Origin of the sequence: Bacillus sp. K2I17, from assembly GCF_002209985.1 — a bacterium.
Classification (GTDB): Bacteria; Bacillota; Bacilli; order Bacillales; family Bacillaceae_G; genus Bacillus_A; species Bacillus_A wiedmannii.
Window position 1 is genome coordinate 1 of record NZ_NJGF01000025.1, and the last position, 23,353, is coordinate 23,353.

General features: G+C 31.6%; 29 protein-coding genes and 1 pseudogene. 29 read left to right on the forward strand and 1 reads right to left on the reverse strand.

Going from position 1 to position 23,353, the window contains the following annotated elements; all coding sequences use genetic code 11:
- The 29 genes and pseudogenes from CER22_RS33175 to CER22_RS22710 all read left to right on the forward strand — a co-directional run.
- Window positions 1–362: pseudogene (locus tag CER22_RS33175) on the forward strand (hypothetical protein); the annotation flags it as partial.
- A gap of 38 nt (window positions 363–400) precedes the next feature.
- Complete coding sequence (locus tag CER22_RS22580) at window positions 401–760, forward strand: DUF5592 family protein (protein ID WP_088609609.1); 360 nt, start codon at window positions 401–403, stop codon at window positions 758–760.
- Complete coding sequence (locus CER22_RS22585; protein ID WP_088609610.1) at window positions 735–1,409, forward strand: hypothetical protein; 675 nt, start codon at window positions 735–737, stop codon at window positions 1,407–1,409. Before CER22_RS22580 ends, CER22_RS22585 begins: the two co-directional genes overlap by 26 nt.
- Window positions 1,410–1,421: 12 nt before the next feature.
- Window positions 1,422–3,407 (forward strand): VirB4 family type IV secretion system protein, encoded by a 1,986-nt coding sequence (locus tag CER22_RS22590; RefSeq protein WP_088609611.1) that lies wholly within the window; start codon window positions 1,422–1,424, stop codon window positions 3,405–3,407.
- Window positions 3,408–3,410: 3 nt separating this feature from the next.
- On the forward strand, window positions 3,411–4,493 hold the full coding sequence (locus CER22_RS22595) for a peptidoglycan DD-metalloendopeptidase family protein (protein WP_088609612.1): 1,083 nt from the start codon (window positions 3,411–3,413) through the stop codon (window positions 4,491–4,493).
- Between the two features lie 18 nt (window positions 4,494–4,511).
- A complete protein-coding gene (locus CER22_RS22600; protein ID WP_001272167.1) occupies window positions 4,512–5,396 on the forward strand; it encodes a hypothetical protein in 885 nt (294 codons plus the stop codon).
- 327 nt (window positions 5,397–5,723) lie between these two features.
- On the forward strand, window positions 5,724–5,978 hold the full coding sequence (locus tag CER22_RS22605; RefSeq protein ID WP_001101622.1) for a ribbon-helix-helix protein, CopG family: 255 nt from the start codon (window positions 5,724–5,726) through the stop codon (window positions 5,976–5,978).
- Between the two features lie 26 nt (window positions 5,979–6,004).
- On the forward strand, window positions 6,005–6,421 hold the full coding sequence (locus CER22_RS22610; protein ID WP_088609613.1) for a hypothetical protein: 417 nt from the start codon (window positions 6,005–6,007) through the stop codon (window positions 6,419–6,421).
- A gap of 11 nt (window positions 6,422–6,432) precedes the next feature.
- Window positions 6,433–7,656, forward strand: a complete 1,224-nt coding sequence (gene mobP2, locus CER22_RS22615) for a MobP2 family relaxase (RefSeq protein ID WP_088609614.1) — start codon at window positions 6,433–6,435, stop codon at window positions 7,654–7,656.
- Between the two features lie 115 nt (window positions 7,657–7,771).
- Window positions 7,772–8,194 carry a hypothetical protein gene (locus CER22_RS22620; RefSeq protein ID WP_088609615.1) on the forward strand — a complete coding sequence of 141 codons (423 nt, stop codon included), beginning with the start codon at window positions 7,772–7,774 and terminating at the stop codon, window positions 8,192–8,194.
- A 58-nt stretch (window positions 8,195–8,252) separates the two neighbouring features.
- Entirely contained in the window at window positions 8,253–8,735 is a 483-nt protein-coding gene (locus CER22_RS22625; protein WP_088609616.1) for a hypothetical protein, read from the forward strand.
- A 65-nt stretch (window positions 8,736–8,800) separates the two neighbouring features.
- Complete coding sequence (locus CER22_RS22630) at window positions 8,801–9,277, forward strand: macro domain-containing protein (RefSeq protein ID WP_088609617.1); 477 nt, start codon at window positions 8,801–8,803, stop codon at window positions 9,275–9,277.
- Window positions 9,278–9,392: 115 nt separating this feature from the next.
- Entirely contained in the window at window positions 9,393–10,142 is a 750-nt protein-coding gene (locus tag CER22_RS22635) for a hypothetical protein (RefSeq protein WP_088609618.1), read from the forward strand.
- A 209-nt stretch (window positions 10,143–10,351) separates the two neighbouring features.
- On the forward strand, window positions 10,352–11,071 hold the full coding sequence (locus CER22_RS22640) for a hypothetical protein (RefSeq protein ID WP_088609619.1): 720 nt from the start codon (window positions 10,352–10,354) through the stop codon (window positions 11,069–11,071).
- 89 nt (window positions 11,072–11,160) lie between these two features.
- Window positions 11,161–11,406 (forward strand): hypothetical protein, encoded by a 246-nt coding sequence (locus tag CER22_RS22645; RefSeq protein WP_088609620.1) that lies wholly within the window; start codon window positions 11,161–11,163, stop codon window positions 11,404–11,406.
- Between the two features lie 17 nt (window positions 11,407–11,423).
- Entirely contained in the window at window positions 11,424–12,290 is an 867-nt protein-coding gene (locus CER22_RS22650; protein ID WP_088609621.1) for a hypothetical protein, read from the forward strand.
- Window positions 12,291–12,375: 85 nt separating this feature from the next.
- Window positions 12,376–13,011, forward strand: a complete 636-nt coding sequence (locus CER22_RS22655) for a restriction endonuclease (protein WP_000924385.1) — start codon at window positions 12,376–12,378, stop codon at window positions 13,009–13,011.
- A gap of 17 nt (window positions 13,012–13,028) precedes the next feature.
- Window positions 13,029–13,292, forward strand: coding sequence for a hypothetical protein (locus CER22_RS22660; protein WP_000532996.1), 264 nt, complete (start codon window positions 13,029–13,031; stop codon window positions 13,290–13,292).
- Between the two features lie 2 nt (window positions 13,293–13,294).
- On the forward strand, window positions 13,295–14,923 hold the full coding sequence (locus tag CER22_RS22665) for an LPD25 domain-containing protein (RefSeq protein ID WP_088609622.1): 1,629 nt from the start codon (window positions 13,295–13,297) through the stop codon (window positions 14,921–14,923).
- 23 nt (window positions 14,924–14,946) lie between these two features.
- The gene (locus CER22_RS22670) at window positions 14,947–15,147 is read left to right on the forward strand and encodes a hypothetical protein (protein WP_088609623.1); all 201 of its coding nucleotides are present in this window, start codon (window positions 14,947–14,949) and stop codon (window positions 15,145–15,147) included.
- A 208-nt stretch (window positions 15,148–15,355) separates the two neighbouring features.
- On the forward strand, window positions 15,356–15,748 hold the full coding sequence (locus tag CER22_RS22675; protein WP_256943722.1) for a hypothetical protein: 393 nt from the start codon (window positions 15,356–15,358) through the stop codon (window positions 15,746–15,748).
- A 60-nt stretch (window positions 15,749–15,808) separates the two neighbouring features.
- Window positions 15,809–16,366, forward strand: coding sequence for a hypothetical protein (locus tag CER22_RS22680; RefSeq protein ID WP_088609624.1), 558 nt, complete (start codon window positions 15,809–15,811; stop codon window positions 16,364–16,366).
- 64 nt (window positions 16,367–16,430) lie between these two features.
- Window positions 16,431–16,919, forward strand: coding sequence for a hypothetical protein (locus CER22_RS22685; RefSeq protein ID WP_088609625.1), 489 nt, complete (start codon window positions 16,431–16,433; stop codon window positions 16,917–16,919).
- A 178-nt stretch (window positions 16,920–17,097) separates the two neighbouring features.
- Window positions 17,098–17,280, forward strand: coding sequence for a hypothetical protein (locus CER22_RS22690; protein ID WP_088609626.1), 183 nt, complete (start codon window positions 17,098–17,100; stop codon window positions 17,278–17,280).
- Window positions 17,281–17,345: 65 nt separating this feature from the next.
- On the forward strand, window positions 17,346–17,546 hold the full coding sequence (locus CER22_RS22695) for a hypothetical protein (protein ID WP_088609627.1): 201 nt from the start codon (window positions 17,346–17,348) through the stop codon (window positions 17,544–17,546).
- 292 nt (window positions 17,547–17,838) lie between these two features.
- Window positions 17,839–18,603: a hypothetical protein gene (locus tag CER22_RS22700; protein ID WP_088609628.1), complete on the forward strand. Its 765-nt coding sequence runs from the start codon at window positions 17,839–17,841 to the stop codon at window positions 18,601–18,603.
- 16 nt (window positions 18,604–18,619) lie between these two features.
- Entirely contained in the window at window positions 18,620–18,745 is a 126-nt protein-coding gene (locus tag CER22_RS33715) for a hypothetical protein (protein ID WP_256943723.1), read from the forward strand.
- Window positions 18,746–18,792: 47 nt separating this feature from the next.
- Window positions 18,793–20,868 carry a DNA topoisomerase gene (locus tag CER22_RS22705; protein WP_088609629.1) on the forward strand — a complete coding sequence of 692 codons (2,076 nt, stop codon included), beginning with the start codon at window positions 18,793–18,795 and terminating at the stop codon, window positions 20,866–20,868.
- 69 nt (window positions 20,869–20,937) lie between these two features.
- Complete coding sequence (locus CER22_RS22710; protein WP_088609630.1) at window positions 20,938–22,482, forward strand: PcfJ domain-containing protein; 1,545 nt, start codon at window positions 20,938–20,940, stop codon at window positions 22,480–22,482.
- Between the two features lie 339 nt (window positions 22,483–22,821).
- Here CER22_RS22710 and CER22_RS22715 read toward each other — a convergent pair whose 3' ends face one another.
- Window positions 22,822–23,280 (reverse strand): hypothetical protein, encoded by a 459-nt coding sequence (locus CER22_RS22715; RefSeq protein WP_088609631.1) that lies wholly within the window; start codon window positions 23,278–23,280, stop codon window positions 22,822–22,824.
- Window positions 23,281–23,353 lie beyond the last annotated feature (73 nt).

The following is a 23,353-nucleotide window of genomic DNA, read 5'->3' on the forward strand; positions in this document are numbered from 1 at the left end:
CAGCACCGAGGGTACAAGGCTCAACACCGACAGTGAGCCAAGCAGCACCGAGGGTACAAGGCTCAATACCGACAGTAAGCCAACCAGCGCCAGCGGTACAAGGCTCAACACCGACAGTGAGCCAAGCAGCGCCAGCGGCACAAGGTCCAGCACCGACAGTGAGTCGAAAGAAAGTCGTTCAGCAAGAAAATAAGGTTATTCAAAAGACTGAGATTGTACAAGAGACAGAGGTAATTCAAAGAAATCATGTGAAGCAAGAAACAGAGAATGCATTACAAGAGAATAATAAACGAACTGTATTGGAAAGTGAGCATTTAGATGATAACGCTGAAAAAACGCCTGGCGTTCATGAAAATTTATGATTATAGAGCAATTAAATAAAGGAAAGGTGAGGGTCTAATTGAGTTATGAAATTCCTAAAGAAATAAAATCACCTATCAAGTTGATGTTTTCGCTGTACGCAAAGGATTTATCCATTATTGGAGTAGGAACATTGTTCCTTTTAAATGTGGGCAGTGAATTTGTTCATAATTGGTTTGCCATTCCCTACTACATTGTAGGGTTTGGCGCTCTGCTTTTTATGGTTATGAGTTCTTCCACCAATCCAGGAAAACGAAATTATGTTGCATTATATTTTTTAATTAAACGTAATAAAACTACTTATCATCCTATTGATGCTAATGCGATAGAAAATGAAATTAAATACTCAAATGAAAATAAGGAGGAAAAGAGAAATGAGTACAGAGCAAAAATTAAATGATGCTGCAGGTGTTCCAACAATAGTTGTACCTGTAATAACAGATGAAGAAAAACCAGAGAAATCTGGTTTTTTTTCTATAAAGAAGAAAGAAAAGAAACCGAAAAAGAATATAAAGAGCGAAAAAAAAGAAAAAAAGCCAAAGGTTCGAGTGCCAAACCAAACTATAAATATGCTTCCTTTTGTAAGGTATGAGGGGAATCATATTGTTTTAAAAAATGGCGTTATGGATATTTTACAAATTACTACTACGGACTTAAATACACTGAATGAATCGGACGAAATGCTTATGATCTACCAAAGAGTTAGGTTCATGCGGAGTTATGCGTATGATTATAAAGAAGTATCTTTAAATTTCCCTTCTAATACATCTATCCAACAAGAGTATTGGAGGAAAAAAAGAGAAGAAACGCAAGATCCTATTAATCATAAATATATTGATCGTAAATTATTTGAATTGAACTTTTTAGAAGAAAAGAGAACGGATAGGGAGTTTTTCCTATTTATCTATGGTAGTAATAAAGAACAATTATCAGAAAGACGTAGAATGGCAGAGAACCATTTTAAAAATTCTTTTCCACTAGTAAGAATCACAAAAGAGAAGAAAATAGATGTGCTGTGTGTATTAAATAACCAAAATTCTAAATTGTAAGGAGGACTAATCATGGCGTTTGAATTAGCTAATATCATTCCTATGTTAGATAAAAAGAAAAAAAAGGGGGATCAAGACGAAAGTAAACAAAAACAGAAACATGATTTAGAATTTCTTGCAAAAATTCAGCCGAGAGGTGGCATAAAGTTTGGTGATAACTTTGTAAAAAAAGGAGATGGTTATGAAGCTATTATTCATATAGTGGACTATCCTACTAATGTAGATGCGAAGTGGATGAAAACAATAGCTACAATGAAGAATGTTATAGTGGCTACAGATGGTTCTACAATGGAGAGAAGTGAGTCGGTGACGAATATTAATAAGTCCATGTTGGAACAAAAAATGCGCTTTAGTAATGAAAAACAAGGGATTGCTCAATTGGATGCAGTTCAAAAACATGATGAATTAACCAAACTATATCATCAAATATCACAATTAGGAGAAGTCATTAAGTTAGTTCAAATTCGTTTATACGTTCATGGAAAAACGACTTTGGAATTAGAAAAGAGTGTTGGGGATGTTTTAACGGAACTAGAGGCACAAAGCTTCAAGGGGACTGTACTTTTAAATGAACAAGAGCATGAGTGGAAAGCTTTGTTTAGCCCGTATGAAGAACAAATTACATACGCTAATAAGAGAGAAGGAAAGGGAATGCCTGGGCTTACATTAGCTGCTGGCCTTCCCTTTCATTATGCACAATTACGTGATCCAAGAGGATCTTATTTAGGGACTACATTTACTGGTGGTAGCGTGTTATTTGATTTGTTTCATAAAGATAAGCAACGTAGATACTATAACGGTGTACTTATTGGAGAAATGGGTTCAGGGAAAAGTACACTTCTTAAAAAGTTGTTTTTAGATAATAAAATTAGAAATAACTTTATTAGGGGATTTGATGTAACAGGAGAATTTGAGACGTTAATTAAAGAAGTAAACGGGCAAATGGTAGCACTTGATGGTACACAAGGTTTAATTAACCCGTTGCAAATTTATCGTTCAAGGATAGACGATGAAGATAAAAAAACAAAGGCAGAAATAGAAAATCATTCTTTCTTACAGCATCTTTCTAAGGCAGCTACTTTCTATTGCCTGTTATCTCCACAAGTTACAGATGCAGATATTCAAGAATATAAAAAAGTACTTAGAGAATTCTATGAATCATTAGGGTTCTTAGAGAAAATAAAAACAACAGGTATAACTAACCTAAAAAATGAAGAGTATCCTATCTTCTCACAGTTACTTGAATACGTTAAGAAAGAGTTGTATTCGAATGTAGAAGAAAGAATTATTAACCCAACATTATCTCTTTCTAGATCGGCTCGTCTAGAGAAGATTGAATTAGCACTCGATGATATTGTAAATGGATATGGTCATTTATTTAACGGGCATACAACTTTAGAAGATTTAACAAATGAACAAGTTGTATTCTTCTCTGTAAAATCATTACGTAGTTTGGAGAAAAAAGTATTCAATGCTCAGATGTATAATGCATTTAGTCTAATTTGGGATCACCTAATTCAAATTGGTGAACCACAACGTAAAGCTGTTTATAAAGACGGTTTTGACTTTGATCTTATAAGACGTTTGTTAGTTATTTTAGATGAATCGCATTTAACGATTAATACGAGTAACCCGATTGCAGTAGACTTTATATTGGAATTTGCACGTGAAGCCCGTAAGTATTTTGGTGGGCTTCTTTTTGCTTCGCAATCAATTCGAGATTATGTTTCGGATACGAAAACAGCTGATAGTGAAGTAGCAAACAAAATTAAAACACTATTTGAATTAACGCAGTATAAGTTTGTTTTACAGCAAGATGCGAACTCATTAGATACGTTAAGGTACATTTTCCAAGGTCAGTTATCCGAAAGTGAGCTAAGGCAAATTCCATTATTACAGCAGGGAGAATGCGTTTTAGCCATTAAAGGTGTGCAGAACTTAACAATGACAGTAGAAGCCTCCGAAGATGAAATAAACCTCTTTGAAGGTGGTTTATAATGCATGGATATTAAAAAAATAATAATTAAAAAGATTTTTTTATGGCTTGGGATTCCTGGAGTTTTAATGCTAGGAGTCCTTTTTATTGGGGCCATATCAGCAATATCCATATCTAGTTCTCATAAGTCCTCCAGCGGAAGTGGAGGGGGTTCTGGATTAATTATAGGGGCTGGTTGTAAATTAACAGGACAGGTTGATCGTGCGAAGTTTGATGCAAAAATAAATCAATCTGGAGCGTTTGCTAATCATGCAGATGGATTTATGAAAGCAGCTGAATCAGCAAAGATTGATCCAGTACTATTAGCAGCAATTGCACTTCATGAAACGGGGTATGGGAAGTCAAATGCAGTCGTTAATAAAAATAATCCTGGAGGATTAATGGACCCAAAAACGAACTGGCAAACCTTACAGATCTTCTCAAGTTTGGAGGAAGGGCTTGTATATATGGCGGGGAACTTAAATAGACTTTATATCTCACAAGGGCTAACAACTATTGATCAAATCGGTGGGAAGTATGCACCGATAGGAGCAGACAATGATCCTGGTCAGCTTAATAAGTATTGGGTTCCAACTGTTACAAAAATTGCTCAAGAATTAGGTGGAGCAATGCAATGTGAGGTTGTAGAGGGTGGAGGAACAGGAGAAATTAAAGTTGATGAAAATATGAAAGGAGACTTTCAATTTCCCTTTGTGGGAATCAATTATGTTGTTACAAGTGATTATGGCGGTCGTTGGGGAACACTTCATGCAGGGATAGATTTAGTGGCGTATCGTGGAGCTCCGGTTAGTGCTGTAGGGGATGGAAAAGTTGTAGATGCTCGTTTATCTGATTCGTATGGAAACATGGTTACAATTCAACATCCTAATGGAGTGTTTACACGTTATGCGCACATGGATGGATTAAATGTATCAACTGGACAAGATGTAAAAAAAGGACAACAGATTGGGATACAGGGAAATACAGGACACTCAACTGGAACACATCTGCACTTTGAAGCTAGGAGAGGAAATGATTATAAACAAGGAACCTCTTTTGATCCAAGACAGCTATTGCCATTTCCACCAAGTCAATCTGCCAATCACTAAATAAAAGGAGGTTTTCGCTTGTCTGCATTTAAAGTTGGAAGTAATAAAAATAAAATTTACTATGCTATTATGATAGGAATTGTTGCTGTTTTAACCATTTGTTTAACATCAAAAGAGTTTATGTTTAATGACGATCCTATTGTTCAAACTGAATTTAATCGTCCGTTACCTGGGCTGAATTATACTACTATTTATCTAAAAAAGTGGGAGTACAATCCAGATAAAGACATAATGCAAGTTCACCTTAAAACAGGAGAAAAAAGTGGAACGTATGTAAGTACAAAATTATCTTTTACAGCTAAACAAAAAGGAAATGCTAAAGAATTACCAACGAAAGTTGTGTTTAATCAAGGGGATATGTATGTTATCCAAATCAGTGAAGTGCCAAAAGAATATAATGTCATAGGTTTATTTGTAAATGAAAAAGCAGAGATTGATTCATTTGAAAGTAGCACAACTAACGAAGGTGGAACAATTCAAAAAGAAGAAAATAATAATCTAAAAGAAAAGAAAATCGTTTTAACAGGAGATTATCGAAAGATAAAAACAAACAAAGAACTATTAAGAAAAAATGCTAATGAGTATGCTCAAGATGAAACGGAAGAAGAATTACAATCTGTAAAGATAGAAATAAAAAATGTAAAGAAAACAATCCCATTACAAGATGAATTATCAGATAAAATTGTAAATGAGATTGAAAGGATTGAAGCTAATAAGGCATATCAAACTGAGGAGGAAAAAGAAAAAAGTGAATCAGAAATTCAAAAAAGAAAGCTTCAAATAGAACAGTATAAAAAGAGAAAATTAGAGCTAGAAAGCAAAATAAAAGAGCTAGAAGCAAAAGAGAAAAATCTTCAGAAGAAATTAGAAGATCAGCGTAAAAAGTTTAATCTAGCAGAATGAAATTAAAAGATTTTAGAAGTTAGAAAGAAGTATAAACATTACGAATATAATTATCTGATAATTTTTTGATTGTATTAAAAAGTTATCAGATAATTTTTTTTGCCGTTATAAAGAGTGTTGTGGTTCAAAAATAGATTGGAAAAAGTACATTGAAACTACATTGGATTGTACATTGAAACTACATTGAAACCACACTGAAACCACATTGAATTTCTCTTTCTCATGATATCACGTTTTTGTTAGGCTCTGCCTAACCTGTCACCTTCGGTGATAGCAAAAAACCCTTATGCTCTTGCAATTAAAATCACTAATTTGGAGGTTTCCCCTATGAATGTGTTAATCCGTGATCTTGATGCTAGTTTAGTGAAACGAATTGACGAACTAGCAAAGGCAAAAAAGATTTCTAGACAAGAATTTTTGCATAGATACATTAGTAATCTTGCAGTACTTCAAGATATGAAAGACTTACAAGATAAACATATAGAATTACAAAAACAAAGCATGATCCTTATAAAACAAAACACACAAACAATGAATCGTATGTTGCGAGTTATTGAAGAGATTGAATTGGAGAATGAATAAATAAAAATATTGAAAGGGGTTTAAATATGACTAAGAAAAAGATGGATAAGATTTATTATTTAAACGAAAATACGGTGGCATATATAAAAGATTATGCAGAAGAAAAAGGAATCAAGCCTAGTCATGCACTAGAAAGAATTATTGCTGAACATCAAAACCAAAATCATGATTTATTAGAACAAATTAAAGGAGCAGTTAAAGAGGTTGTTCATGAAGATTTAGGAAGAATTAGAGCTGGTACAAATTTAGCTGATAAACATACAAGGATGTTATTACAATTTGCAAATCACTATTTTACAGTGAATAAATTTGAACGATTGGCTACAACAAATCAGTTTATGTCTAAAGGCATGGTACAAGCAGAAGAGTTTGTTAAAGACCAAATTTCAAATGCTCGGATGAAAAAGTTAGAAAGACAAAAAGGAACAAGTGATTCAAATTAGGGAGGTAATATATGAATACGCCTGGTGTAGTAATTAAAAGTCAATTCGTATATTCCAAAAATGATTTTAGTAAAAATCAAGATAAAGAATTCGGGGATTATATTGATTATATCGGAAGAAAAGATGCTATTGAAAAAGAAAGAAATGAATTTAGTTCCTATCAAGATTATATGGGGAATGAGGAAAAAACGTCTTCGCTTTTTACAAAAGAGGAAGACGTAGTTTCATTAGACGGTAAGAATAGATTAAAAGAAGCTTTTAAAAAGGCACAAAAAAATAAAAGTGTTTTATGGCAGGATGTAATTAGTTTTAACAATGAATGGCTAGAGAAACACGGTATTTATGATTCAAAAACTAAAACGTTAGATGAAGAGAAATTAAAAGATGTAACAAGAAAAGCAATGGATGTTATGACGACAAAAGAACGATTACGTGATACAGCAATTTGGTCGGCAGCCATTCATTATAATACGGATAATATTCATGTTCATGTAGCAATGGTCGAACCTGTACCGAGTGCTGGAAGGATAATTTCAAAAGGCAGATTTAAAGGAATGCATCGAGGAAAAAGAAAACAAAAATCAATTGATGCAATGAAATCAAAAGTAGTAAATAGCATTATGGATCGTAGCGAAGAGTACAAAAAAATTAATGATTTAATACGAAATAAAATTGTTAAAAGTAAAAAAGATGTGCAGCTTTCTGAAAAAAGAAAAATGAAAAAGTTGTTTGTCGAAATTATGAAAGAGCTACCTGAAGATAAAAAACAGTGGCAGTATAACTATAATTCTATTAGCCATGTAAGGGATAAGATAGATCAATTAAGTGATATGTACATAGAGAAATACCATAAGAAAGAGTTTAAAGAATTAAAAGAGAAATTAGAAGAAGAAATGAAGATTATGAAAGAAGCTTATGGGGGGAGTGAAGAAGATAAAAAACGTTATAGCCAATTTGGTGATACAAAGGTTAATGATTTATATACTAGATTGGGGAACGCTGTCTTAAAAGAAATGAAGCAGGTAGCAAAAGAACAACAACAAGCTAAATTTCAAAAGAGAAAAAATATTTTTTCTCGTGGTAAACGTATACGGTCTGGTTTTAAACAACGTACCAACATTATTAGAAGCCTAAAAAATATGAACTACCATATGAATAATGAATATGAAAAATGGAAGAACCAACGACAATATGAACAATTACAAGAACAAATTGAAAATGGATACGAGAGATAAAAATGAGAGTTTATTGGGAGTATGGTGAAAGGGAAGTACCTGTTTTTAAAGATATAATTATATTATGAGGTTTAAACTAATAATTTCTTTTAAATAAATTAGAAGGGGAAATATAATGTTAGCTTTCTTTAAAAACAAGAATGTTAAGGACGATGTTTATTTAACATGTGGTTATGATTCTGTTGGGAAAAAACTAAAAAATTATCCAGAAGTGAAAAATAAGTTAGACTCGTTTTCAGAAGAGATTTTATTTGAATTAGGATACAGTGTTCTTATGGATGCTATTCTTAACATAAGAAATTTATCCTATGGAGAAGATACTTTACTTGGGAAAGATTTTGCTTCATGGATGTACTTTATTAGCAATGATGTTCATAATATTCCAGGTAAATTAAAAGAAAAAGAAGTTAGTCATTTAAAAGAAGAGTTAGCACAAACCATTATGACGCTATACTCTTTAAAAGAATCTCAAATAGATAAAAGTTATATAGTGATTTCAACAACAAATATTGATGGCCTTTTAAGTAAATATAGTTAAGTAGGAGACTTTTAATGTGAAAGTCTCCTTTTTATATGGGAAATTAGGAGGAACTAAAATGCAAAAAGTAATGAATATGATTCAAACAGAAAATATATTACTCGTCACTCCTTTGGAGTGGAATATGATTATGAATAAAGAAAAGTGGGTCGTTTTTCAAAATGAAATTAGCGAAAAACTAATACAAAAAATCAATGAATGTTTCCCTAATGAAAAAAGGGCTTGTATATCAGAAACACTTCTTTTAAAGGATAAAGAAACAGGAAAATTATTAGGCGAAGCGAATGGATATAAAGTTTATCATCTACTTTATGATGTTGAAAAAGAAAGCGGATATAATAATAATTCAATCTTTGAAGGGGTAGTAGAAGCACGTTATTATGCAGTAAAACATCTTTATTATGAATGGTGTTCTATGAAATCGTTAAAGCCGAATCCAAATGAGGGATGGTTCAAATCGAAAAAGTTTAGTAAATACCTTGATACGATTGGTTGGGGTAGTAACTATGCTGTATTTATACAAGAAGTAATAAAATACTAATAGAAATTTTTAAATTAGCACTTTAAAAGTTTATAAGGCAAATAAATATTGGAAGGCGATAATTCATGAGGATCTTCATTAAAAATGGTGATATTACAAAATATGATAGTAAAGTTGATGTAATAGTTAATGCATGGAATAGAAACTTTTTACCACGTTATTTGTTAAATGAAGCTGGTGTTTCAAAAGCAATTAGGAAAAAGGCAGGTCATGAACCATTTAAACAATTGAAAAAAGAAGGTCTATTAAAGCTAGGTGAGGCGGTTATTACTTCATCTGGCTTTTTAAATTGCAAAGCATTAATTCATGTAGCTGGCATTAATGCTTTGTGGAAAGCAACAGAGTATTCAATTAGGCAGTCAACTTATAACGCATTGCAATTAGTAATAAAGAAAAAATATAGTTCCGTTGCAATGCCGATTATAGGCAGCGGTACAGGAGGATTAAAAAAAGAAAAGTGTTTAGCGATTATTAAAGATGAATGTAAGAAGTTTATTCATCATGAATTAGATGTATATATTATAGATTTTTATGCTTCCTAGTCGGTCTATTAGTTTCGTAAGTAGGATTTGAAAGGAGGCGAAGAATAGGTATTTACTTTATGTAACGAGCAAATGTATGAATTTTAAATTACTTATTTAAAAGAAGGAGATACAAATGATAGGGGATAAGATGCAAGGGATTATAAATTATTATACTAGTCAAGAGACTCTAGAAATATTATTTTTATCAATTATTATGTATGCTTGTTATCTTCTAATTCTTGTAATCTATAACTATAGATATGTACAAATGGAACCAGCAATAAATGCATTTGTAATACCAATGTCTTTACCGATATTTTTAATTTCGTGGCTAATTTACGATAAACTTCCTCAAAGCTACTCATTATTTGTTGAAATGCATAATTCAATGATCACGTATGTATCAATTCCGTTAATAGGTATTGGTATTTTTAATTTAGTGTATGTAAGTTATTACTGGATCGTATACAGAATTGAAAAGATAGATAATTACAAAAGAAGAAAGAGAATTGAATTTACAAAAACGGAAAAAGAAATCTTTAGCTTTTCTTTGGATAGATTTTTAAGTTACAAGGAAACGTATTTGTATAATAATAGTTCTCTTGTTGTAGAGGGAACAGAAGCATTATATAAATCTCTTTTATCTTTGCATATTTTAAATCCAAAAGATATTTGTGAGTGTTTTAGTTTACGTAACTACGAATGGTTATTATTAAGTTATCCCGAAAAACATCCAGTTAAGAAATATTATTCTCAGTTTGAGGACTTTCCACTTTTTGTTCAAGAAGGTATGGAGGAAAGTGGAAGGTTTAGAAATATGAACGAATTTATTAGAAGTAGCATAAGAGAGTGTAAGCTTAACCAAGAAAATAGGAAGTTATAGCTGGAAGTGAACGGTTTGAAAATGAATAAGCAATTACAAGAACGTATCAAAAATTTGAAAGGAGGTGAATAAGTGAATAATTGGTTATTTGCGTTATGCATGGTAGCTGTTGCGTGTGCTTTAAATGTAATTGTTTCATTTTTTATTAAAGGGGGTAGGTTGCTTAAGAAAAATCGGAAGAAAAGTAGAAAGAGGAGGGCGCATAGAGCATGAGCTTAATTAATATGCATTGGAACATTCTAATAATTATAGCGCTAATTTTTATAGTGATTTTTTCTTTGTATTATGTATCTAATTTAATATTTAGATTTACTACATGGTTATTTTTAAATGGAAATACAATGAAGAGAATCGCAAAAAATACAGAAGAATTGGGTAATCTGTCTCAAAAATTTTATTCTGGTTTTGGTGAAAAGAAAGACATAGTAACGTGGAATGAAATTTTATATAAAATGCAAAATGAGTTAATACGAGTAAGAAGTCATGCAATAAATACTCATGAATTTAACTTTTTAGCAAAAATAGAAGAAATACAAATGCAGTATATCTACTATCAGGGAGTATTCAAAAATTACCTGGTTATATATCATCCTGATCATAAAGATTTAAAACATATCGTAGATCCTTTGGAATATAAGATTGAGATGTTTAAGGGAATGGCATATAGCCTATTATATGAATCAGTAACATTTCTGAATCAATCTAAGACCATTGATGCTAACGAGTTGATTAATAAAATTTCTGAAATTATTGATTTAGACAGTAGTAATAAACGTGCGATTATGACAAGGCTTCATTCAGAAACTTACCCAATAAACGAGTTAGCAAAGATCTTGTGTGAAGTTCGAAAGCATTTACCTAGTAGTGGAATTGAATCATGGCATGAAACATTATCTTTTTGTTTATCCGGATTATATGGGGATTTGTAAAGAGTAAAAAGATTAAATTTACACTTTTACACTTGTGTAAAAGTGTAAAGGTGATATAATTATTTTATCAAAAAATTGGGGGTTTTAGCATGGAAAACAAAAAATCAATTGATTTTTTATCGGATTATACATGGAAAGGGAAAGATAGAGAACAAATTATTAAGCAAATGGAACTTGAAGATTACGAACAAAAATATCTAGATCAAGCAATGAAAGAATTAGCGGCAGAAGGAAAATATACTGGATACGATCTGGATAGAAGAATTCTTTTACTAATTGATATGCATGAAGATGAAGATGATTTTGATGAAAATGATGTTGTTTATATCAGATAAAGGAATAGGTGAATCAAATGGAAATATATAATTCAGGTGATATTGTAAGGGTATTTTATCCTTTTAAATCTAAAGCATTAAGTGATGATAATGAGGAGCAGGTAGGAAAAAGAAGATTCGGTCTTATTATAAACGCTGGAAATAACAGAACTCTAGCTTTACCAATTCTTCAAATAACTTCGCATGGAGGTAGAACAGAGCAAACTAATTATAAGTTGAGAGCAGATGAAATTAAAGTTCCAGAAAGTGTTACATATTACAAACGTTCAGCTCAAGGAAAAGTTCCTGTATATGGAGTAATTAAGACCGAAAGAATTGAGTTTTTTGATGATGATGAAATATCAAGGCCATTAACTAGCGTAGGTTTAGATACAAAAATTGCTGTACTTAACAATTACAAAGATCTTTTGAAAAAGAGGAACTTTGTAGAAGTATTAAATGAAGAATCACCAGGTCATTTGGAAGCAATGCAATGTTTTGAACGTGCGATTATCGCTGAAAAGCTAAGTTTTTTAACTACAGATCTAGGGGAATGTAAATATGAGCATATGGAAGATAAAATGCTTAAAGTAAATAAAATACAACCATTAGGAAAATCAGATACAAAAAAAAGAATCCATTTCTACGCTGTTGAATTAACAGATGAAGAAAATATGGATTCTTTTTTTTATAGCATTGCTACAATGAAGCAGCCTAAACAGGTTGCCAGAGAATGGGGAAAGCCAAAAACAGCTGTTGATTGGTTAAAAGAAGATGAAAGGTTTTATAATCTACAAAAGGATATTAGTAAGGTGTTTAAAGAGCCACCGAATCCACACCCTAATAAATATAAAGCTTTTTCTTTATTCCGCAAAAATACGTTAGAAAATGCTATGGAAAGATAAAAGGAATCTAATACTAAATTAAGTCTAGAGCAACTGATAGAGTTGGTCTTTTTTTATTATTTCTTTTTTAAAAGGAGGTGTAGAGATGCTTCTCATAGATGTTTCACCGTATATGTTTTATTGCAGCATCATATTATTTGTGCTGTTGATGCTTTATAAGGTAATGCAAAAGCGTAAAGTGAAAAATATATTCTTAAAGTCAGGGATCAGAGACATTGATCAAATGGATGGACGACAATTTGAATTCTTTCTTGAGGCTATATTTACAAAGCTGGGATATAAGGCAGCTGTTACGAACGGTAGTCATGATTTTGGAGCAGATCTAATATTTGAAGGAGAAAATAGAGTTGTTATTCAAGCGAAAAGATATGGTTTTAAGAACAGAGTAGGAATTAAAGCTATACAAGAAATTTATGCAGCTAAAGCCTTCTATAAAGCTAATGAAGCATGGGTAATCACAAATAGTACATATACATCATCAGCAAAACAATTAGCAAGAGCATGTGATGTGAAACTACTGGATAGATCATCTTTACAAGAATTTATTGTACAAGTAAATCCAGAACAGAAACCCGCTGATATAAGAAAATCAGTAGAACCAGCAACAAGAAAGTGTCCGAAATGTGGAGAGGTATTGGTATCTCGGACTCATGATGGACGAATGTTTTTAGGTTGTTCATCATTTCCAAAATGCAGACACACTGAAAAAGTGGCAAATTAATATTCGGAGGTATTAGAATGGGAAGACTTTGTTTGTTAGAAGAAATTACATCAAAAGAAATGGTATTTTCCACGAGGGGTGAGAAAGTTTCAATACCAATTGGAGATTTTGCAATTGATCACCTGGAGCAACAACTAACAGCAGGTGAACCAATTATGTTAGAAGTAGATATTGAAAAGAAGAGATTAGTAGGTTTTCATGAACAAATAATTCATCATGAAAGAGAAATAGAAAATATAGCCCTTCTAAGAGCGGATAATCCATTTGGAGAGGGGAAATAGTAATGGCGAAGGCAACTTATAAGAAAAAGACACCAGAGCAGCAGAAAGCAGAAGTAGCGGCTTTAACCGAGAATATGGATAAAGCTATAGAGGGACACTTTTTATCGCCAGAAAATCTAAAAGAATACCTTCAATTTATGGCACAATTTTATCAATACTCACCAAATAATGTATCTTTGATTCAAAATCAGTTTAGAGGGGCAAGTGCTGTAGGTTCATTTAAATTTTGGAAGGATAAAGGTTATTCGGTCCAAAAAGGTGAGAAAGGTATTAAAATCCTAACTCCATGCCCTGTTAAAGGGCGTTTTCAAGATGCAGAAGGAAATTGGAAACTTTTAAAGGAAGCAAAACCAGATGAAAAAAAGAAAATAAAAAGTAAAGAGTTTAAAAGTTATCCAGATTATATGAAGTACTCTATAGGGCATGTTTATGATATTAGTCAAACAAATGCCCCAGCTAGTGATTTACCTAAAATTTTTCCAAATAGGTGGCTAGATGGAAAGGTAGATAATTATGAGGTATTTCAAAAGGGATTAGAGAAAGTGGCAGATCATATTGGTGTTAAAATACAACCGTGTAGAACAGATATAGGGGCTGCAAAAGGCGTATTTTATCCGATGGAGAACGCTATCGAGTTAAATCATCGTAATTCAGAAGTGCAAAATGCTACAACTCTTATACATGAATTAGCTCATGCTAAGCTTCATTCTGGAATGAAAGTCTTTAATATTGAAACACATGAAGCAGAATTTCAAGCAGAAATGGTATCTTATGCCGTTTCTGCTTATTTTGGTTTGGGTGGTGAAGATAAAGAAGAGAAGAGTCTTCAATATATCTATAACTGGACGAAAGACCAAACATTAGATAATAAAGAAAAACTATTAAAAGAAGTTCGAGCAGCTAGTGTGGAATTTATTGAAATCATTGAGAAAGAGCTTGTAAAAGCTAAAGAAATAGAAGCAGAGCGTATAAATGCCCAAACAGGTAATAAAGTATACTTAGTGCGTTATGAGGGGATAGACAGCGCTCGAATTGAGGAAATGGAGAAGGAGCAATTTGTAAACTGGTCAATAAAAAATGAGTATGCTCCAGAAATGTTTAAAGATAAACATGATCTTCTAATTAAACGTTTTAATGGAAAGAATAAAGAAAAATTCTTTGCGATCAACGAAGAGGATTGGCCGACTACACAAAATAATATCAAACGTCCTCTAATGTTGGTAAAGTGGTCTGAACATCATCAGCTCTCCGGTAATTCAGCTATGCCTTTTGGACAGGCAAATGAATTAATTTCAAGATTAGAAAAAGAAGTGCAGCTGGGTAAAGAGGCTGGAAGGGAAGAACTTAGTTATTACAAGACTCGTTACAATGTGTTAGTTCCTCAAGAAGATAAAGTTTCTATTATTAATCCCCAGCGATATGACATTGGGGATTATTTTTATTCTGGACCAATGGAACAAATAGTGAAAGACCAGGAACAGTATGGAATTCAGTACTTAACAAATGATCAAAGAAGTATTTTATTAAATGAAATTGTATACCAAAACGAAAACTCAAAGTTAGATGTTAAAGAGGATTTAAAACATGGCAAGTTAGAAAGGGAAAAACGAGAACTGGAGTTTTCTAGATAAATTAAAAATAGCAGGGTGATTAGATGTGTGAAGGAAAAGAAGATATAAGAATTCCGTTAGATTACGATGAAATTGGGGAATGTGATCTTTGTGAAAAAGATAGTCGTTACTTAAAACATGGTTATGATAACTTCGGTGTACATGTCATAAATCACTGTATGTTTGGTTGCAATAATGACAAAAGTATTTTTCACAAATCCATTTGTGATATTGAAAAAAACTGAAACTAAATAATAAACTATCATAGTAATGGTCCCTTTCCTTTATAGGTAAGGGACCATTTTTTATATATAAAAATGAGAGTTTTATGGGAGTATTTTGATAGCCATGTGATCGGCATCATACGTAATGTCGAGTTAAAATTAATTAATGTATAAAAATGTTAGATGAAAATAGAAGTTAATACAATTTGAATTTTATAGGAAAGTAGGGATGAAAATGGAACTATATTATTGGGAAAAACAACTTATTTTATATACAAAAGGACATTTTAAACGTATTGATTACAAAAATGATATAAAACTATTTACTGCTAAATTATATGGTTTGGGTTTAGAGGATGTAGGGATACAAAATGTTATGCATATGGTATTAGATGTATACAATACATTGTGTGAGAACGGATTTATTAACTTTAATTTAAAAACGTTTATTTCCGACCTTTTAAGGGAATCCTCTTTTAAAAGTGAACCACATAAGATTGATGAGTATGACATTTTACATAAACTGTTGGCAGAAATTCAAGGTATTCCTGTTTTGAGCAAAGGATTAGATTTGGGAGAAGCCGATAATGAATTGTTAGAAAAAATAATAGCAGATCAATAAATGCTTTATTTAATAGATTGCTATAGTATTTGAATTTTGTCGAGAAGGGGGATGGAGAGAATGTCAACTAAGTACACGGCTTTACGTGGAAAGGTAGTTATTAAAGAAGAGTATAAAGGGTTAATTAATTTAATTAATAATGGAAAATGGGAAGATGCAGTTATCCAATATCCATTTTTAAAAGATTATTATGCAATTGAAGGGAGTAAACTTATTCCGTTTAGTAAAAATACTATTAATGATTTAACTAATCTAGAGTTAAGCGGAAGTCTATATGGAGAATTAGATTTAGAAGCAGATCCTAGTTATTGGGCAGAGGATAAAAGTTATTTCACGGATTTACAAGGGTTAGAGTGGAGTTTTATTACCTGTGTAAGAGATTATCCAGACAGAAAACAGTTTAATAAAACACCAATTGCTTCCTTTATTGATATGGTTTTAACGAAAGTAGTCGATCGTATTATACGAGTGGAAGAATACTACCAAGAATGGGACTATGAATCCGTAGGATATGAGTTTGATAAAACAGTTGTAAATAAGATCGTAGGAACATCAAGGTATAGTTATATCTGTAACAAGTGTGAAAGACCTATTTATATGTGTGATGGAGAATGCTAAAGGATTAGGCATTATTTTATAGATTGTAATCAAATTTTAATTTTGTACATAAGGGGATTATCTAATGAAAAATAGAAAAATTTTTATGAAATTGTCATGTGTTATAGCACTTTCTATGATAGGAGGATGCTCTAGCTTTAACATATCTAATAAAGAATCAACAGTACAAAATTCTGTTGGGATTAAATCACAATCACCAAAAGAAAGCGAATATTCAAATTCAAGATTCAAGGCAAAAGAGCTTGATAAATATACACTTGTCTTAATTGATAAGAAAACAAAAGTTCAATATTTAAAAGTAGTTCGAAATGCAGGATTTGATGGTGGATTAGATATTGTAACTTTATTTCAAGCGAATGGTAAACCATATGTAGGTGACGAAGTAAAAGATAATCGTTTTTCTACAAAAAAATTAGATGATCATACTTTTATTATCACTGATGAAGAAACAAAAGTTCAATATTTAAAAGTAATTCGAAATGCAGGAATGGATGGTGGCGTTGTAATAGAACCTTTATTAAATCCAGAAGGGGGATTACTTACAACTCAATAAAAAGAAAGTTGAAGTATCTGCAAAAGCAGCGAAAAAGGGAATGTGGATAACTTGAAGTTTAATGAGGACTATATAAAGTTTTTAGTTTTAATTGGTTCTGGTATTTTAGTTTGGCTTTTAGTCGAATATTACATGTTTAATCAAATTTGAATTTTATTAAGAAATGAGGGGACGGTAGATGGATAATGAAAAAAATAAAACGGTAAGTTGCGAATGTAAAAGTTGTGAGTGTGATTTTTTGGCGATAACTGGGACCAAAGAATTCGAATTGAAAATTTGTTATAGATGTTTTCTGAACGGAATGGCAGAATCATATTTAGATAGACAAAAACGAGTAATGGACGAAGAACAGCATAAATAGTTTAAACAAATTTGAATTTTATTATAAGTAAGAAGTAAAGATCGTGTACAAAAAGGAGATAGAAAATGAAAATAAAGAATGAATTAATTCCAAAATTAGATGGGGTTATAGCTATATTTGTAGGGGTACTTATTACTAGCGGTGCATTAGCTGGTTTATGTAGAGTAGTTACTTATAAAACAATTGAAAAGATTAGTGGCGTTACTTTTAGTTTATCAGTAATTATAATAGCTCTTATGATGCTTTATCAAGATAAAAAGAAATAAATCGAAATGCTTGACGCCGTGTTGTCCTGAATGTGAATAACCTCTTTATTTTGAACATATTTTCAGTTGATACAACCAAGAGTTTGTATAAGCCAAATAGACATTTTTCTTTAATTAAAAGGATTTAAAGATAGACTTTCACTTATGTTAGTGAAGGTCTATTTTTATTTATGAATAAAAATGAGAGTTTTACGGGAGTTTTTGGCTAGTTAATTGGTCGGCAGCATGGGAAATGAAGAGTTAACCTAGTAGTATGGTAAAACAAAAAAATTTAGAGAAGGGGAGGGTATAGATGAGTCTTACACCAAAAGAAAAGATTTTACAACGGATTGCAGAGAAAGAAATTCATATTAAAGAGAGTTTTATACATTCGGTTCTCTCTGTAGAAATGGGTGGTCTAACAGGCTATCAATTTGGTGGAGATAGTCAGAGCGACAAAGGGGGAAAATATAGTGGAGTTATTACTATACCAAAATTTAGTGATGCAAATGACACTGTACAAGTTATTGATTTAGCCTGGGCATTAGCAGGTTATGAATTATATATATGCCAGAAAAAAAGAGTGAAAATAATAGCTGAATTGCTAGGAAATCAATCGTATTTTTATCAAAAATTATTATGGGAAAAGGCTGAGGAAATATGCGTACAGGAAGGTTTTATGGATGTTAGACCAAGGTGGCAAATAGAGAATCTTAAGGGTCTATTTAAAATAGAATGTTCGGAAAGAAAAAAGAAAAATCCAGAAGTAAAACAAAAATTTCGATATGAATTTGAATATCGGAAAAAATTGTTGTTACAAAAGGTTAAAACAGAATCTTTTTCATTAGGAAAAGAAATTCCAAGAGTAGCGAGCTTTATTGTTAAATCATATGTACAAGTTTTATTCATATTACTGTTTTGTGCGCTTTTAGACAAAGCAGATCTCTCCGTTCCTATTATTAAGGGATTAGGGAATTGTACACTTCCAGAATTGGCATTAGGGGCTTCGCGAATTACTTTTGTATTTTTAATATTTAACTCCATTTGGATGCTTATTAAGAATAGATGCTGGGGTTAGGAAGGGAGAACATTATATGGAAAACATAGTGCGAATTGAAGAAACTCCATTTGCTTTTATAGAAGGATGTATTAATGCCTTTTTCTTAGTATTACCCTTTTGGTTAGTAGTATTTTTAGTCGTTTATTGGAATTTGTTTTAAATCTCTAATTGAAAATAAATAAATTTAAATGTAATAAGGAGTGAATTATGGTGAAAGAATTATTTGTCTGTGAAAAACCGTCGCAAGCGGAGGATTATGCAAAAGCCTTAAGTGGTGGTTCTACAAGGAAGAATGGTTATTATGAAGGTAATGATGGACGGATATATACATATGCATTTGGACATTTAGTTGAATGTGTAAACCCAGATCAGATTAATCCTGATTTTGGTTGGAAGGGTGATCCATCAAATTTACCATTCTTTTTAAGAGATATTCCTTTACAAGTAAAGGATGATGCAGGAGTTAGAAAACAGTATAAGATTGTTGTAGATTTGATGAAGCAAGCAGAATTAATATATTGCTCAACAGATGCTGGAAGAGAGGGACAGCATATATTTTCTAAAATTTTTAAGAAAGGAAATATCGGCAATAAAAAAGTAATGCGACTTTGGGTCCGTGATCAAACGGAGAGTGGTATTAAAAAAGCTTTTCAAGAGGCAAAAGATAATAGTGAGTATGCTGGTCTAGTTCTTGCTGGTAAGCTTCGTGAAGAGAGTGACATGTTAATCGGTTTAAATGCAACACAACTGCTTACGAAATTAAGTAACAGCCCTTCTGTTTTATCACTTGGGCGAGTACAAACACCTACATTGGCTATGATTGTAAAAAGAGATTATATAATCGAAAACTTCAAAAAGGTAAAACATTTTACCATTGTTGCTCCAGTAATGAATTTAGGAAAGGATGCAACAAAATTATTTGAAATGGTATTAGAAAAGGACGAGCAGCTGACACAAGCGGATGCTCAAGCTAGATTAGAGGTGCTGGGGAATCGTACAGGCTACTCGGTTAAATCGGAACGAGTAAAGGAAAAACCTCGTAAGCTCTTTAGTTTAACGTCCTTACAGGTATATATGAACAAAAAAGTAGGATGGAGTGCATCAAAAACATTAGAAGTATTACAAAAATTATATGATAAAAAATTTGTATCGTATCCACGTACTAGCAGCGAATATCTAGCAAATGACGAAGAGTTACCAGGACTATTAGCGTGTCATTCATCAAATGAATGGGTTAAATCCATTATAGATAATGAGTGGGAAATTGAACAAACGTTTGTAGATCCAAGCAAAGTATCGGACCATGAAGCTGTTATTATTACCACTGAAAAACCTAGTAGTCTAGTTTCAGATGAAAGAAAGCTATATGATGAAATTTTCTTACGTTTTGTGAGTGCATTTTATCCTCCAGCAGTTTTTGAGAAAGTAACAGCATCTTTTCAAGATGGTCCAGAAACATTTAAAGCAACCGAGAAAGTATTGCGTGAACAAGGTTGGTTAGTTTTAGAAAATAAAGAAGTACAAGAGAGTGTATTACAAAAAACTACATTAGATAGTATTGGAGATTACACTTTAAAAGAAAAAGAAACTAAGCCACCAGCTAGGTATAGTGAGGGTACAATACTTGAAGACATGGAGAAGGCTGGGAAGTATGTTGAAAGTAAAGAAAGTAAGGCAATATTAAAAGCGGCAGAAGGTGTAGGTACTCCTGCAACAAGAGCACAAATTCTTGAGACATTAAAAAAACGGAATTTTATTGAAGAAAAAGGAAAGCACTTGATCTCAACAAAATTAGGTAGAACAGTTATTATGATGATGCCACCGTCATTCTGCTTATATAGTGCGGAATTAACAGCAGAATTCGAAACTTCTTTAGCTCAAATAGAACGAAATGAGAAAACAGAGCAAGAATTTTATGATGATTTAGAGAGCTTAATTGGTCGTATTGCAACTGAAATTAAGGCAAATATCAAGAACGTTCAAGGCGCAGTAAAAGCAGCTACAGCCAGAGAGGTTATTGCGAAATGTCCGAAATGCGGAAAGCCAATCTATGAAAATACTAAATCATTCTCATGTAGTGGATATAAAGATGGGTGCAAAGTATCTTTATGGAAAAATGGGTTAGAGAAATTAGGTAAAAAAAATATTACTAAAAATGAAGCGGCAAAACTTTTATCTGGCCAAGTAATTAAAGTTAAATTAAAAAGTGCTAATACAGGTAATTCATATAGTAAAGAAGTTCGTTTTAACCTAGAAAAGTGCTGGATTGAATTTGCTAAATAATTAGGAAAAGGGGATCTCTTAAATTTAAAGAAATCCCTTTTTCTATCGTTAATTTGGGGGAGAAGATTAATGAGTGGCAATGAAAAAATTATTTTTAAGAATCCATTTAAAGAAAGCTTTCGTATAAATTCACAGGATGTTTATACTTGGGAACAGAGAAATTTAGTGTTTTGTAGTAATTGCAATAAGATTTCGGATGCTTTTGAGCTAGAAACGGGAAGACATAAATACTGTTGTCCTATTTGTAAGAAAAGAATAATTAAACATTTTAAAAAAGCAACTTATATTACTAAAGTGTACGGAAAGGTTTTTGATTATCAGGATAAGATAGTATATAGCTGTGCATTTCACCATCATATTTTAAAGTTTCATTTTAAGAGCAGAAAGATGCAAAAAATGTCTTTGTTATATAAATACAATGTTACTCATAACAAGAAGACCAAACATACTTATTTAGTAAGAAAAGCTAAAAATCCTAAAAACAATAGAATTGCAAATTTGACATTTGGCTGTATTCCTAAAGGATGGGCTTTTATTTTTGAACATTTACAGTATATGCAGCAAGATCCAGCTTGCAATGAATTTATGGGGGCTCTTTTGCCTTCATGGTTAATTCAAAAACAGCCTTTAAGTTTAAGTGATTTTCCGTTGTTTATAATGTATCCGCAGTTAACTTCGTTACCTATAGAGTTCGCTTTAAATAGCAATTTCCGTAATGAATTTAAAAAAGCAAAAGAAAAGAGAAAACAGCTTTTAGAGGTTGGGTACAAACAAGAAAAAATATTAGAGTGGTTAACCGGGGAATCATCTACAAAAAAAGAAAGGAAATATATAGCTGATAACCCGAAAATGCTATTTTTATATAAATTTACTTTATCATTATTTAAAAATGTAGATATTAGACAGTACTTCTTGCGAGAATTTGAGAAGGTTATGCGTAATGGTGGTTACTGGATGTTTATTGAGAGTATGTTTAAAAAGAGATATTTAAAGGAATTTTTAGATTTAAAAATGTATTTTTCGAGTGAAAAGAAATATGCAAATGCACTCATTGATTTCATGAAAGATTTAGTAACAGAATTTTATCATAGCCCATCAGAATTTTTTACAATAGTGAAAGATATTTTCAATATGAAAAAGAAATTAATTAAAGAAATTGCTGATTATCAAGTTCCGAAGGTTAGAAGCATCGGCTCTTTTCATGATCAATTAGCTAGGGATTATAAAAAAATTAAGGAAAAGTATATTGAAATACAATACACCAATGAAGAACAGAAAAAATTAGAAATGGAAACAGATACACATAAGTTAGTATTAGCTAAGAGTAATCACCAATTAATAGATGTAGGCTCTCGGTTAGGGATATGTGTTGGATCATATGCTGATGCTGCTATAAACAAAAAATTATTCATTGTTTTGGTAGAGGATAAAGTAGAAGGTAAAATTACTCATTGCTTGGAAATTAATTATGATCGCAGGTGGAAAATTGTACAAGCAAAAGCAAAGTATAATGATTGTCCATCAGAAGAGGTTACTAGAATGCTTATAAGTTATTGTAAGAGAAAGAAAATTTTAATAGACACTTATGATATTCGAATGGAATTAGCAAGCTAATAAGGAGTTCAGATAATATGAAATATGTACTAGAAAGTGCTAAAAAGCTTTGCCAGAAATGTAGGACTGTATGTCTAATGATAGTCTGTTTTTGGTTAATCATGTTTTTAGTAGCTGGTGAACACTTTTTATAAAAAATTAATATGTATTAAAAAAATGAAGCGTCAGATTTAATTGTAAAGGACTTTAAGGGTGTTTGTAATACAATAAGACTTTATAGCTAAAAATCCTCATTTAAATGATGTAAGGGGCTTGTTTGTTTATAGTGATTTTAAGTAAAATAAAAAATCCCTATTTAAAGTAATTTGCATTTTTGAATAGGGATATTTCTGTAATAAATCATTCGTTATAATTGAACGGATCTTGTCGCTCTTTAGATAATCTTTTCGATTCTTCAATGAGATGTTCTATTGTGAAAGGTAATAGTACGGTCAGTTTAATATTAAATGTAGAGTCTGATAGCTCGAATACCATTGTACTATCATCACTTAGTAGAATTGTTGAGCCTCCATCGATTTTATAATTTAATTCAAATGTACGTTTTTTTTCTAAATTAACAGTAATCGAAGTATTGGTTATTTGTAAGTCAGACATTTTTAAATTATAGGATTCTTTTTGGGGCTTTTGGTATATTTCCAATTTACAATCTTGAACACCAAGATATTTAAGTAATTTAATGATTTTTAATTGCTGTAGTGAATCAAGAGGTACGTGAGAGTTATACTTTTGTTTATTTAATTGCACTAAATATTTGGTAAATGTATATTCAAAGAGCCATTCTTTAACCTTTTTAAACATTCTAAACCCTCCTTTATATATTTCTTGTTTTAAATAATTTATGTTATGTACTAATGCAGTATCGTTTAAGAAG